This is a genomic window from Vibrio sp. QJM3NY_21 (assembly GCF_057785975.1).
The window spans coordinates 841,890-854,786 of the sequence record NZ_CM173514.1 but is presented as its reverse complement, the minus strand read 5'-3'; the positions used below and the strand labels follow the sequence as shown (position 1 = coordinate 854,786).

General features: G+C 43.1%; 12 protein-coding genes. 4 read left to right on the top strand and 8 right to left on the bottom strand.

Annotation, left to right across the window (positions count from 1 at the left end; all coding sequences use genetic code 11):
• Nucleotides 1-188: 188 nt before the first annotated feature.
• Nucleotides 189-1,430, top strand: coding sequence for a GGDEF domain-containing protein (locus tag AC3CID_RS19530; RefSeq protein WP_171308635.1), 1,242 nt, complete (start codon nt 189-191; stop codon nt 1,428-1,430).
• Between the two features lie 32 nt (nt 1,431-1,462).
• Here AC3CID_RS19530 and AC3CID_RS19525 read toward each other — a convergent pair whose 3' ends face one another.
• Both AC3CID_RS19525 and AC3CID_RS19520 read right to left on the bottom strand, forming a co-directional pair.
• The gene (locus AC3CID_RS19525; RefSeq protein ID WP_237290158.1) at nt 1,463-2,473 is read right to left on the bottom strand and encodes a Solitary outer membrane autotransporter beta-barrel domain; all 1,011 of its coding nucleotides are present in this window, start codon (nt 2,471-2,473) and stop codon (nt 1,463-1,465) included.
• 77 nt (nt 2,474-2,550) lie between these two features.
• Nucleotides 2,551-3,522: a GGDEF domain-containing response regulator gene (locus tag AC3CID_RS19520; RefSeq protein WP_017073502.1), complete on the bottom strand. Its 972-nt coding sequence runs from the start codon at nt 3,520-3,522 to the stop codon at nt 2,551-2,553.
• A gap of 131 nt (nt 3,523-3,653) precedes the next feature.
• On the opposite strand from AC3CID_RS19520, the gene AC3CID_RS19515 reads away from it, so the two are divergent.
• A complete protein-coding gene (locus tag AC3CID_RS19515) occupies nt 3,654-4,091 on the top strand; it encodes a DUF3069 domain-containing protein (protein WP_004731036.1) in 438 nt (145 codons plus the stop codon).
• 451 nt (nt 4,092-4,542) lie between these two features.
• On the opposite strand, the gene modC is transcribed toward AC3CID_RS19515, so the two are convergent.
• From modC to AC3CID_RS19495, 4 genes are all read right to left on the bottom strand, one after another.
• Nucleotides 4,543-5,649 (bottom strand): molybdenum ABC transporter ATP-binding protein ModC, encoded by a 1,107-nt coding sequence (modC, locus tag AC3CID_RS19510; RefSeq protein WP_004731038.1) that lies wholly within the window; start codon nt 5,647-5,649, stop codon nt 4,543-4,545.
• Nucleotides 5,646-6,344, bottom strand: a complete 699-nt coding sequence (modB, locus tag AC3CID_RS19505) for a molybdate ABC transporter permease subunit (RefSeq protein WP_004731040.1) — start codon at nt 6,342-6,344, stop codon at nt 5,646-5,648. Before modB ends, modC begins: the two co-directional genes overlap by 4 nt.
• Nucleotides 6,345-7,103: a molybdate ABC transporter substrate-binding protein gene (gene modA, locus AC3CID_RS19500; RefSeq protein WP_237298140.1), complete on the bottom strand. Its 759-nt coding sequence runs from the start codon at nt 7,101-7,103 to the stop codon at nt 6,345-6,347.
• Nucleotides 7,104-7,285: 182 nt separating this feature from the next.
• A complete protein-coding gene (locus AC3CID_RS19495; RefSeq protein WP_237298141.1) occupies nt 7,286-8,758 on the bottom strand; it encodes a cobyric acid synthase in 1,473 nt (490 codons plus the stop codon).
• A 296-nt stretch (nt 8,759-9,054) separates the two neighbouring features.
• Between AC3CID_RS19495 and AC3CID_RS19490 the strand changes: the two genes are divergently transcribed.
• Both AC3CID_RS19490 and AC3CID_RS19485 read left to right on the top strand, forming a co-directional pair.
• A complete protein-coding gene (locus tag AC3CID_RS19490; RefSeq protein WP_108209198.1) occupies nt 9,055-9,453 on the top strand; it encodes a YgiW/YdeI family stress tolerance OB fold protein in 399 nt (132 codons plus the stop codon).
• 99 nt (nt 9,454-9,552) lie between these two features.
• Nucleotides 9,553-10,077: a hypothetical protein gene (locus tag AC3CID_RS19485; RefSeq protein WP_017087055.1), complete on the top strand. Its 525-nt coding sequence runs from the start codon at nt 9,553-9,555 to the stop codon at nt 10,075-10,077.
• 205 nt (nt 10,078-10,282) lie between these two features.
• On the opposite strand, the gene AC3CID_RS19480 is transcribed toward AC3CID_RS19485, so the two are convergent.
• Nucleotides 10,283-11,890, bottom strand: a complete 1,608-nt coding sequence (locus AC3CID_RS19480) for an ABC-F family ATPase (protein WP_108209197.1) — start codon at nt 11,888-11,890, stop codon at nt 10,283-10,285.
• A 311-nt stretch (nt 11,891-12,201) separates the two neighbouring features.
• Nucleotides 12,202-12,888: a putative ATP-dependent zinc protease gene (locus AC3CID_RS19475; protein ID WP_054546836.1), complete on the bottom strand. Its 687-nt coding sequence runs from the start codon at nt 12,886-12,888 to the stop codon at nt 12,202-12,204.
• Nucleotides 12,889-12,897: the final 9 nt, after the last annotated feature.

Genomic DNA, 12,897 nt, shown 5'->3' with positions numbered 1-12,897 from the left:
TATACTGTGTAGTTGGTTCTATGGTTAATAGCAACTCAAATACATATAAAAATGGTTGCACTATTAGCGGCCTATGACTATGTTTTTGCTCTAATTTAAGTAAAAAGCTTGGCATTCGCTTGTTTAACCGTATCCTACGTATAAAATTAAATTATAAGATCATCAGTATAATTAGGCTCACCACGTAAATGGCATCTTCTTTTGTAACGTCGAGCATGTTTCGATTTTGCTTCCCTCTATTTTTATTGGCAATTTTACTCGCTGGTATGAACAACGTCATTCTTGTGACGGATTCAAACCTAGGGTTTGCTAGCAACCTTCCATATATCTTATTGAGCGTTGCCGTTTTGCTATGCCATACATTCAGACAAGGGCGCATGGCCATGGTGTCATTAACCATGCTAGTAGCCTATTTGATCATCCAAGTTCGCTTACAGACCCCTTTAAACACCGGAACCACCTTATTAGAGCTGTCGTTACTTGCGGCATTAGTACCGGTTACTTGCTTATTGGTGTATGCCTTCCCGGATAACGGTGTCAATTCAAAGTCGATGCTCCTCTACGCCATCGTTCTCGTGCTGTTTATGGTTTGGGCGCAATTGATCGTTTCTCATTTCCATGCTGGCGGTTTTGAATCATGGAGTGAAGGCCTACTGTTCATTGTTAGAGACTTCTCCAAACTGCCTTTTGTTTTGGTGTTGTATAGCCTTTGCTTGCTTGGCCTTACAGCCATCCTAGTGCTGGTGTACAACCGTTCTATTGATGTTGTCGTTTATAGCACTATCTTGCTGTCTTCTTGTACGTTCATCTTCTTTGACGTGCAGTACATCTCTAGCACTATGTTCTCCTTATCAGGCACGTTGATCATCGTCTATGTGATGTCTGCTAGCCACGATATGGCGTTTAATGACCAACTGACTAACATCCCAGGTCGACACGCCTTAGAAGTCGATATGAAGCACTTAGGTCGTAAATATTCGATGGCTATGGTTGATATCGACCACTTCAAGAAATTTAACGATACCTATGGCCACGACATTGGCGACGATGTGCTGAAACTGGTGGCTCGTATTCTTAGAGAAACCACCGGTGGTGCGAAAGCGTATCGCTATGGTGGAGAAGAGTTCACGATTATTTTTAAAGGCAAATACACGGAACAGGTGAAAGAGCACCTTCAAGTTCTGATTTCAGAGATCCAAAACTACGACATGACCATTCGAAATAGCCTCGAGCGCCCTGATGACCATGAAGTGGGTATCAAAAATCGTGGTCAGAACGGGAAACCATCGGAAGTGGTAAACGTGACGGTAAGTATTGGACTGTCTGATAGCACAACCACCAAGCATCCTGAAGAAGTATTGAAGCTTGCTGACAAGGCACTCTACAAAGCGAAAGAAACCGGCCGAAACAAGCTGTGTGTTGATAGCTAAACGTAAGTGTCGATAACTAGACTAGAGTGAGATTAATCTTGGTTGAAGAAGATAACTAAGCTCCCTCCTTTCAGACTACTTCCGTAATTGATCGTAAACCCAATTCCAACATTATCAACCCAGTCGTTAAATAGATTTGGGTTGAGTAGCCAACCTACACTGCCTTCGTAGTATGACGTTGTACCCATAGAAGCAACGGTATCACCACCGATATCAATTCTTCTTATACTGGAGTACATAGAAGTAATGTTCTTATCCCAGCGTATTAAGTCATAGAAAATCTTGGCTTCATTGGCGATATACCAACCTTCGGGATATCCAACGTTGCCATTATTAGCCTCTCCCCAACCTATACCATTGAAGTAATGCCAACTAGTACTTAACTTGTATTTTCCCCAGTCATTCTTGTCTTCAAAGGTCATTTTAATTTTAGGTTCAATGATGTAAGCCCATGCATCGGTATTGAGATAAACGTTATCCAATTGATCTTTAATAGTCTCAAGCAATGATGAACGATATTCGAAGTCGTTACGGTAATAAGAGATGTGGTTACCAATAGCAGAACTGAAACTCCAGTGCTCATCTAATTGGGATACATTCGCAAATTCTACATAGCCAGAAATGACTGATTCTTTTTGAAAATCGCTTTTCACCGTAGACGCGTACGAAATGTCCTTCTCAATACGCAGTGCAGACAAACGCAATGTTATATCTTGATGATTATCTTCAATATATTCAGGTAGTTCAAACGTATACGGAAGGCTGATTGAAGTAATATCTTTTCTGCGACTTACAGAGTCTTTTGAACCAATATCTTCGTTATCTAAACTAAAGACTTTGTTTGGATCAAAATTATTAATACCAAAGGTAAACACGTCGGTGTCGTTAAGCAGTACGCTCGTCGCGAATGTTCGTTCGATGTCCTTTCTGAATGCATCTGTCAACGAATTTGCATTACCTATTGTAGGAAAGATAAAACAAAGCAGTGGAAGTATGGCTGCCCTATTTATATTAACCCTAGAGCATAACTTTGAATGTGGCATTTCTTTTATCACTAAATCGGCTTCCTAGCTCAATGCTATTAGAAGTATAAATTCAATTATCTAAAAGAGCTCACCAACTAACGTGCAAGCTCCAAAATAGTTCGCTGTATAAAGGTATTTCTACCACTTTGCTTTGCTTGATAAAGCGCCTGGTCAACCTTGTCGTAAATAGAGGCCGTAGATTCATCACCTCCGGGTACAAATGACAACACACCTTGTGACACTGTCACCCTATCAGATACCGTTGAATGATCGTGTGCATAATTCATTTCATGCAGCGCTTCTTTGACTCGGATAGCTTGTAACTTAGCCGTTTCACTGTCGGTATCACTCAGAATCAAAACAAACTCTTCACCGCCATAACGCCCTACATACTCACCCGCACGAACGAAGAGTTGCTTTAAGGTCGTGGCAAGGCCTTGCAAGCAGGTATCCCCTTGAATATGCCCGTAATTATCGTTGTAAGGCTTAAAGAAGTCTACATCTAATAAAATGACTGTCATGGGTATATTACGCCTTCCATGCCATGCAATACTTTCTTCAAGCTTAGTGTCCATATATCGACGATTATACAGTTTGGTGAGACCGTCTTCGTTTGCTTGTTGCTGTAGGAGTATGTTGAGTTCTTCGAGTTTGGCAGTACTCTGCTTTAATTCTCGTCGCATGTGCGCGATACGCTGCATTGCGATCAGCTTGGAATTCAAAACAACTTTGTTAACTGGCTTAATCAGGTAATCGTCACCGCCCGCATCAATCGCCTTAGCGATCATTGCTGGCTCTTCGTGACCACTCAAAAAGATGATAGGAACCCATTCAGGGAATCGACTGCGAACCTCATTAGCTACTTCAAAACCATCCATGTCTGGCATACTGATATCGAGCAATACGAGTTCAGGATCAAAATCAGAATAAACATTCAGGGCTTCCTTTCCGCTGCCAACAGCTTCAACAATATGTCCTAATTGCTTAAGTCGAATAGCAAGTTGCATCCGGTCGAGTTGAACATCATCAACCAGCAATATGCGCATCGAAGATCCCTTTTCTATCATCACATCACCTTTATCTAGTGTTGAATATTCAAAGTAGCTCAAATTTGGGCTTAAATCATGCCCTAATCTCTATATTATATTGACTTTTTTACAGATCTTTTTAGCATTGTTTCTTTTTAAAGAGAAATACTATGTCAGACGCTACAAACAACGAAGTACAAGAAATCGATTTAACCACTATCTCACCAGAGCTTCGCCAAGTTATCGAATTTGATGAAGTGCCTAAAGAGATGCACAACATGGTTACTTCTATTCATGAGGTGTCTGAAGAAGCAGTGCGTGAAACTTGGAGCAGCCTTCCAGCAAGCGCACAAAATGTTTTAGACAACTTTGAGCAATTCCACGCTCTAATCTCTGTTAGCCAAGCTTTCGCTGGTGTAAACATGATGGAGGAGTTCCCTACTCTTAAACTTCCAGAAGGCATGTCTGATGAAGAAAAAGAAGAGTACCGAGCTCAACTGCTTGACCAAATTTTACATAACTGTGTAAAAGACATGGCTAAGCAAATCAAGAAAGCGCGCCGTGATGCTATCTTGAAGCGTGATTTCAAAGAAGTTTTCATCCGCTAAGCTATTCATCGCACCTAAATTTAGGTTGAATGTTTAACGAAAACTTAATGATTAAGCCGTATGTTATTTAAAACATGCGGCTTTTTTGTGCCTGCAGCTTTTTCTGTTCGTTGCTTGAGAGCTTCGCTCACAATATCTTTGTGTTTTTTGCCACTGAAGCTCTTGTCAGTGTCGCTTTTGACATTCTACAAATAATTAATATGCCTTAACACTCATACAGTGTGGCGTAAAGCTGGCAGTTATACCGTAAAAAAATGACGCATGTATCCATTCATGGAATCAAGATCAATATTCATATCGCGGACAAGTATTCATATTGCAGACAAACAGTAAGTATCGCAAACAAGCAGTAAGCATCACTGACAAACGTTAAACCCGCTGAAAAGCAGTAAACATAGAAAAGACAATGACCGAACTTATCTCACTCATTGCCTCAAAGGTCGCGCCTGAATCAGTGCGTGACGGCAATATCTCGCTGAGCGACACTCACGCCTTTAATTTGAGCGTAGACTTGCTGACCGATTTCCAAACTCAACTCGTCCAGAGCCCACAAGGTTATGGTCGCCCACAAGTAACAACCAGGCTCTAGCTCCAGCTCTACCGCAACACTCTGCTTATTTGAGCCTTGCTGGTGCGTCTCTACGCTTTTAATGGTCACAGGAAGGATATTACGTATCGAAGTGCCTTGCGGCTGTTCTAGCGTGATAGAGACATCATTTGCCCTAACTTGTAACCTTACTGCGGCCCCAATGTCGCTCGACACCTTCTGAACCCACAACGATGTCGATTTACCAAGCTTCAGTCGCGATAGTGCGTAATCGTCATTGTGCTCAGCCAGCGTCCCCTCAAACAATGAACTTTGTTCTGAGAATGATTGCCAAGGCTGCATGGCTCTTGAAGCCCACACTTCTTCCGTCACACCCGACGAAATGACTTTACCTTGCTCTATGATCACAAGGTGATTGGCCAAGCGTAGGATCTCATTAAGGCTGTGCGTAACGTAAATGATTGGAATATTCACTGTTTCAGAAAGGTTTTCCAGAAACGGCATCACTTCACGCTTACGAGGTAAGTCGAGAGAGGCCAATGGTTCATCCATCAACAAAATACTCGGCTTAGACAACAAAGCACGTCCAATTGCCACACGTTGCTTCTCACCGCCAGACAGACGAGCTGGATAGCGATCAAGCAATGAGTCCAAAGACAACAGCGAGACTATTTGCTCAAAGTGCGCTTTGTCAGCACCTTTCATGCCGTACTTAAGATTCGCCGCGACTTTCATGTGCGGGAACAATCGCGATTCTTGGAACACATAACCAACGTTGCGTTTGTGGGTTGGCAAATTAATGCCATTACGACTATCAAACAGAGTGGTTCCAGATACGCTGATCAAGCCTTTGTCCGGCTGTTTAAGGCCACTGATCGCATTGATGAGGGATGTTTTCCCCGCACCAGAACGACCAAAAATCGCCGTAATGCCGCTACTAGGGAGTTCTAAGTCGATATCGAAAAAGGTTTCACCAAGCTGTTGCTGATATTGAAGGATCAAAGCACTCATGCATTTCCTCCCAAGCGTTTTGCTGACTTTTTGTTGAGCCACTCAGATAGCATTAATGAACCAAGCGCTATCACAATTGAAATGACACACAAACGCGCCGCTTCCATTTCCGCGCCAGGGGTTTCAATAAAGGTATACATGGCCAATGGAATGGTCTGAGTTTCACCGGGAATATTTGAAACGAAGCTGATGGTCGCACCAAATTCACCTAGGCTTCTTGCGAATGAAAGCATGGTGCCGGTAATGATCCCAGGGATCATTAAAGGTAAAGTGATGGTGAAAAACACGCGAAGAGGTGAAGCGCCCAATGTGGCTGCGGCCTCTTCCAGTTTACTGTCTACGGTTTCTAGGCTCAGGCGAATAGAGCGAACCATCAATGGCAGCGCGACAACAACACACGCGAGTGCCGCGCCCTTCCAGCTAAAACTGAATACGATACCAAACACGTCATTAAGCCAAGAGCCAATAACGCCTTGCCTGCCCATCATCACTAGCAGCAAATAACCGATGACCACAGGTGGAAGTACCAAAGGCAAATGGACAATACTTTCTACAATGCTTTTACCCACAAATTGTTTCTTAGCAAGCAACCATGCTAAGCCGATGCCGATAGGAATAAGCCACAAGATGGCAAAACCAGCGACTTTCAAGCTCAGCATTAAGGCTTGGTATTCGTATTCCGATAAATACATCATTTAACGCACTTCAAATCCAAAACTGTTCAAGGTGTCCTTCGCTTTTCCGCTATTTAGGAAAGTATAAAACTCTTCTGCGACGACTTTATCGCTCAATTTCGCTACAGGGTAACGTATTGGCGTATGTAAATTTGATGGGAACGTCGACACTAGGTTCACTTCTTTAGAAAGCAACGCATCTGTTTTGTAGACAATGCCAAGCTTAGCTTCACTACGCTCTACCAAAGCCAATGCCATACGAACATTGTTACTTAGTGCCAATCGAGTCTTCACATCGTCCCATACACCTAACGTTTCTAGCGCTTCTTTCGCATAGATACCCGCAGGAACCGACATGGTGTTACCAACCGCAAGTCTTTCATTCGTTAGTAGTTTAGCCCATTGGTCACCGTTTGAGAGATCCAACGATATTGGCGTCTCTTTCGGGGAAATTAGCACCAATTCGTTTTCGCACAAGTTTGTGACATTGTCACTAGAAACCAATTGACGATCGACTAAATGCGTCATCCATTTTTCGTTTGCCGAGATAAATATGTCTGCTGGCGCGCCTCTTTCGATTTGGCGTACCAAAGATGACGTGCTCGCATAGACTGGAATAACATCGACAGAATGATCTTTCTCAAACTCTTCGACCAACAAGTTAACCGCATTCGTCATCGACGATGCAGCGTAAACTCGTAGCTTTTCCGCAGCCAAAAGATGACTAGAACTCAATGCCGAAGTTAAGGCGATGGTTAAAAGGATGACTCGCTTTTTCATTGTGATCACTTATCTATTGTTCGTTTCAGTTCTTGAGCTCGTTTTAAGACAGACTCAACGGTTTAACGAAAGCTAAAGCTATTAACGCAAGCTAAAGCTTTTAACTCTAACTGAAGCTATTAGGTCAGACATAAGCTAATGAGTCAGACATAAGCTTTTGAATTCAGGCTAAAGCTTTTAATTCAGACCGAAATGGTTAATTCCGGCCAAAGCAAATCAAGATTTAAATGCTCTTCGATGGCATCAGCGATTCGATTAATACCCAGCTCTTTAAGCTGTTCATGGTCAATCGCTGTTACATCGTTGGCTCCTGCCCATTCGCAAATAAGCGACAACGCATCGCTGTTATCGAATACGCCATGCAGGTAAGTACCAAAAATTGAGTTATCTTGATTCACAGCGCCATCAAGGCTGCCTGATTCTAACTGAACCGGTAATGCTATTTCTTTGACATCAGTCCTACCTACGTGGATCTCATACCCTTTTACTTGTGCTGTTTTACCATCAAGTGTCATGGTGCCGCGCATGTTTGTTAAGGTTTTCTGTTGTGTTAGCGTCGTTTCAGTATCGAGATATCCTAACCCTTCGCTGCTTCCTGGCTCACCTTCAACCCCATCTGGATCGTGGATGATATTTCCTAGCATCTGGTAACCACCACAAATACCCATCACTTTGCCGCCCAAGCGTAAATGACGCTGAATATCTTTATCCCAGCCTTGTTGTTTTAGGTAATCCAAATCAGCTCTTACCGATTTTGTACCCGGCAAGATAATCAAATCTGCATTGTTTATACGTTCACCTTTACCGACATAACGTAAATCAATGGAAGGATTAAGTCTTAACGCGTCGAAGTCCGTATGGTTGCTGATTCGGGTTAGCACTGGCACCACCACCTTAAGCTTAGCTTCTCCGTCAGACTCTTGAGCTGAGGTAATGGCATCTTCCGCTTCTAGGTTAAAACCATGGAGATATGGCAATACACCAATCACTGGCTTGCCGGTTTTCTCTTCTAGCCAATCAAGTCCAGATTGAAGTAGCGCGATATCGCCTCTAAAGCGGTTTATCACAAAGCCTTTTACGCGAGCTTGTTCAGATTCAGATAACAACTCTAATGTGCCGTAGAGGTGTGCAAAAACGCCACCACGGTCAATGTCAGCAACAATGATCACAGGGATATCCGCCTTTTCAGCAAATCCCATGTTCGCAATATCATTTTCGCGGAGGTTAATTTCTGCTGGGCTACCCGCCCCTTCAATCATCACGCTTTCGTATTCGTCAGAAAGTCGGTCAAATGAGTCAATAACGGTATCCATCGCCACTTTCTTGTAATCGTGATAGCCCGTAGCTTCCATGTTACTGATCGCTCGGCCTTGCAGAATCACTTGTGCGCCAGTATCTGAATTGGGTTTTAGCAATACCGGATTCATGTGAACAGTGGGTTCAATGTTACAAGCTTGCGCCTGAACGGCTTGAGCGCGACCAATTTCGCCGCCATCTTTTGTCACCGCACTGTTTAACGCCATGTTTTGTGGCTTAAAAGGTGCCACTTTGATTCCTTTCCTTGCCAAAACACGGCATAAACCTGCCACCAAAACACTTTTTCCGGCATCTGACGTTGTCCCTTGAACCATAAGGGCGTTTAACGGTGATCGCATCTGTACTTAAATCCTTAATTTCTTAATTTCTTAATTTCTTAATGTTCAATTTATAGCTGTACGCAATATTTCTCTGCCTCCATCTTAACGTCATTGCCGAGTAGATGCTCAATAAAATGAATGGAAAATGAATGTGTTACTCACTCTGGATTCAACCCCGGTGTTGTTTAATGGCTCCATCGAAACGAAGCTTATGAACAATAAGCAGCGCATCAACAAATAAAACGTACTAACGAAAAGAAACGTTTCAAATTCAGAAAAACGTTTCTACTAAAAACAACATTAAGGGATTCACCATGAAAAAAACTGTATTAGCTATCGCATCTACTATTATCCTTGCCCCTACTTTCGCAATGGCTAGTGACCACAACAGCAGCAATACCCACAACAGCAATAGCAAGCACGAGAGCGCTATCGCTTACACAGGGCCGATTGAAACCGTTTCTGTTGCGACACTACTTGCAGACACAAGCATGTTCGCAGAGCAAGAAGCGATTGTAGATGGCAAGATTGTTCGTCAGCTAAAGAATGATACATTTGTCTTCTCTGATGGGCAGAGTGAAATTCAAATCGAATTGGATGATGATATCCGCCTAGCACAACCGCTAACTGCTGATACTAAAGTACGCATCTTCGGCGAATATGAAGGCGGCAAGACACCGGAAATCGAAGTGGATCATATCCAAGTTCTATAAGCGATAAATACAAAACATACTGACTTCAAGTAATTGGCCTGCATATTGCAGGCTTTTTTGTATTATACTGCCGAAAAATACAATTTATATGGAGTCACCATGCTAGGTTGCACGAATAAGACTGTCCTTTTAGGACTAGCTGCACTGTGTTCATTCTCTGCGTCTGCAAACAACTTTAACTACAACACATTCGAGCTACGCATGGGGGCTAGCCCTAGTACGTTTGGTGGTGAGTTCACAACACTATTTACTCAAAATGCTCATTTTATCGGTCGTATTGATAGTGGTTTCGAAAGTGACTGGGATGCTGCAGCTGGTGTTGGCTTTAATGGTCCGATTGGACAGTTTGCCGATATCTATGGCCAGATGCTATTACACAACATCGAGCGAAACGATGAAAACGACATTAAAACGGAAGTAAACATCGGCGTAAAAGCCTGGATCATTGCAAATGTTGAAGTCAACGCTCGCCTTGGTCAACTGATTGATAACGATAACAGCAACTCAATTGTTGGTTTTGGTGCTCGTTTTCACTCAACCGATCAACTTTCTGTTGGTGTAGATCTGCGGAACAATGGTACTTATGGCCACCAAATCTTAATGTCTGCTCGATTCGGCTTCTAAACTGAATCGGCTGCTAAACTGAATTAGTTGCCTTAGTTAAGTTCTGTTTCTAAGCTAGGGTCGACTTTTAAGCTAAATTCCCTTTCTAAGTAGTGATACAGAGATACTATTTAAAAAGCCCCGAGCACAATCATGCTCGGGGCTTTTTATTATTCGCTGTTATCGCTCGCTTTAGCCACATTAAGGCTTCGCGAGCAATTTGCATCTATAGAGCAACCATCAGCATCTTTTTCTGATGATCTAAGTACTCTTCATAAGTACCTTGGAAACTAACCAATTGCTTGTCTTTCACATCAATAACGTGTGTCGCCAAAGAAGAAACGAACTCACGGTCATGGCTTACGAAGATAAGTGTGCCAGTGTAAACCTTCAACGCATCGTTAAGCGCTTGAATTGCTTCCATGTCCATGTGGTTCGTTGGTTCGTCCATTACAAGCACGTTGATGTCTTGCATCATTAGCTTGCCGAATAACAGACGGTTCTTCTCACCACCTGAACAATTACGCGCTTTCTTGTTCGCGTCATCAGCGGTAAACAATAAACGACCTAGAATGCCACGTACCATAAGGTCATCGTGCTTCACTGTACGCCATTGAGAGATCCAATCGAAGATGCTCAGGTCGTTGTCAAAGTCAGTCGTGCTATCTTGTGGGCAGTAGCCTACCGATGCGTTTTCAGACCATTTAACGATACCTTCGTTTTGCTCTAGTTCTTGAACTAGGCAACGTAGCAGCGTGGTTTTACCCACACCGTTCTCACCGATAACAGCAAGGCGTGTACCCGCTTCAAGCAGCAAGTTACCACCAGCAAACAGTGTTTCGCCATCGAAGCCGTGACTAAGCTCTTTAAGTTCAAGCGCTTGACGGTGTAATTTCTTGCCCTCACCAAAATCAATTGATGGGCTCATACGGCTCGATGATTTCACTTCATCAAGCGTGATTTTGTCCATTTTCTTAGCACGTGAACTTGCTTGCTTCGCTTTAGATGCGTTTGCACCAAAACGGTTAACGAAATCTTGAAGTTCGCTAATTTCAGCCGCTTTCTTAGCGTTGTTTGCTAGAAGTTGCTCGCGAATCAAACCAGACGCTTCTAGGAAGTATTCGTAGTTGCCAGGGTAAACACGTAGCTCACCGTAGTCGATATCAGCCATGTGCGTACACACAGAGTTCAGGAAGTGTCTATCATGCGAAATGATGATCATTGTACATTTACGCTGGTTTAGCTCTTCAGCAAGCCAGTTGATCGTATGAATGTCCAAGTTGTTGGTCGGTTCATCAAGAAGCAGAATATCTGGGTTTGCAAATAGAGCCTGTGCCAGAAGCACACGCAGTTTCCAACCTGGAGCAACTTGCTGCATCAGGCCGAAATGGAACTCTTCTTCGATACCCGCTTGAATTAGGATGTCACCTGCACGGCTTTCTGCTGTGTAGCCATCCATTTCAGCGAATTCACTTTCAAGTTCAGCGACTTTCATACCATCGTCTTCGCTCATTTCTGGCAAAGAGTAAATACGGTCACGTTCTTGTTTTACTTCCCACAGTTTTCTGTCACCCATGATCACAACGTCGATAACGCTGTATTGTTCAAAAGCGAACTGGTCTTGGCTTAGCACACCCAGTTTCTCTCCTGGAGTGATAGAAACGTTGCCCGAGCTTGGCGTTAATGCACCACTTAGGATTTTCATGAACGTTGACTTGCCGCAACCATTGGCGCCGATCAAACCATAGCGGTTGCCGTTACCAAATTTAGCAGAGATGTTTTCAAACAGCGGCTCTGCGCCAAATTGCATTGTGATGTTCGCGGTAGATATCAAAGAACTAATTCCTAAGCGTGTACTGACAGATAATTATTAGGCTATTTCAAGAACCTAAATAAGAAGTACGAAAGTATGGATTAAACAAAAATCGAAGCGCGGATTATATAGAGATCTCGATCACGTTGTCGAGGCCAAACCGTAAACGAATGGTAAACATAGACCATTTAGATGCTTTTCATACGTTATTAACGTGTAAATAGAAAAATCCCCGCCAGTTGAACTGACGGGGATTCTATTTATCGACACTAAAGTGTTCTGTTAAAGCTATCTCTCTTCAAGTCTAAAAGCCTTGATTATGAGAAGAACCGTTATTTAGTAATTTTCTTTTGAACGTACTTTTGACTTACATCCACTACCGCAACATCTCTAAAGAAGCTTCTACCCAATAGAATAGGGAAAGAAAGATGCGTTCGGTCTGCTAGCGTAAACTCAGTTTTGTCTTTCAGATCGCCGATTTGAATTGAAGCGACGACAACAGCACGTCGCTGTGTGCCTTCCGCGCTCGACTGCTTGATCTTAACCCAACGCTCTACCGGTAAACTGATCTCTTTGGTTGTGATACCGTCATGCTCAATTTTAAACTTAACCCAGTCTTTTCCGTCACGCTCAAAATCAACGATATCTACAGCACTGATCGAAGATGTTGTTGCACCTGTATCAATACGAGCTTTAAATGCTTCTTTCAAACCAGGAACAAACACCCACTCTTCTTCACCAAGAATCAGTTTTCCATCATCCGTTTTTAACGGTTTTGCTGGTGGCTTTTCAACTGGCTCAGGTTTAACTTCTGGCTCAGTTGGTTTTACTTCTTCAGGCTTCTCTGTAGGTTCCGTTACTTTCTCGCCTTCAGTTGCTTCAGTCTTTGAAGAGTCATCCACAACGGGTTGTTCTACTTGAGGCTTTTGCTCTGGCTCGACAGGAACTTGAGTCGTCGTCGAACAAGCAAACAGGCCACCACTTAGCATTAAGACTACAATCGCTTTCCAATTATACATTCAGTCACC

Excerpts from the sequence above, each read along its gene's own strand:
- AC3CID_RS19530 (WP_171308635.1), top strand. The coding sequence starts at position 189 with ATGGCATCTTCTTTTGTAACGTCGAGCATGTTTCGATTTTGCTTCCCT.
- AC3CID_RS19525 (WP_237290158.1), bottom strand. The coding sequence starts at position 2,473 with ATGCCACATTCAAAGTTATGCTCTAGGGTTAATATAAATAGGGCAGCC.
- AC3CID_RS19520 (WP_017073502.1), bottom strand. The coding sequence starts at position 3,522 with ATGATAGAAAAGGGATCTTCGATGCGCATATTGCTGGTTGATGATGTT.
- AC3CID_RS19515 (WP_004731036.1), top strand. The coding sequence starts at position 3,654 with ATGTCAGACGCTACAAACAACGAAGTACAAGAAATCGATTTAACCACT.
- modC (WP_004731038.1), bottom strand. The coding sequence starts at position 5,649 with ATGAGTGCTTTGATCCTTCAATATCAGCAACAGCTTGGTGAAACCTTT.
- modB (WP_004731040.1), bottom strand. The coding sequence starts at position 6,344 with ATGATGTATTTATCGGAATACGAATACCAAGCCTTAATGCTGAGCTTG.
- modA (WP_237298140.1), bottom strand. The coding sequence starts at position 7,103 with ATGAAAAAGCGAGTCATCCTTTTAACCATCGCCTTAACTTCGGCATTG.
- AC3CID_RS19495 (WP_237298141.1), bottom strand. The coding sequence starts at position 8,758 with ATGCGATCACCGTTAAACGCCCTTATGGTTCAAGGGACAACGTCAGAT.
- AC3CID_RS19490 (WP_108209198.1), top strand. The coding sequence starts at position 9,055 with ATGAAAAAAACTGTATTAGCTATCGCATCTACTATTATCCTTGCCCCT.
- AC3CID_RS19485 (WP_017087055.1), top strand. The coding sequence starts at position 9,553 with ATGCTAGGTTGCACGAATAAGACTGTCCTTTTAGGACTAGCTGCACTG.
- AC3CID_RS19475 (WP_054546836.1), bottom strand. The coding sequence starts at position 12,888 with ATGTATAATTGGAAAGCGATTGTAGTCTTAATGCTAAGTGGTGGCCTG.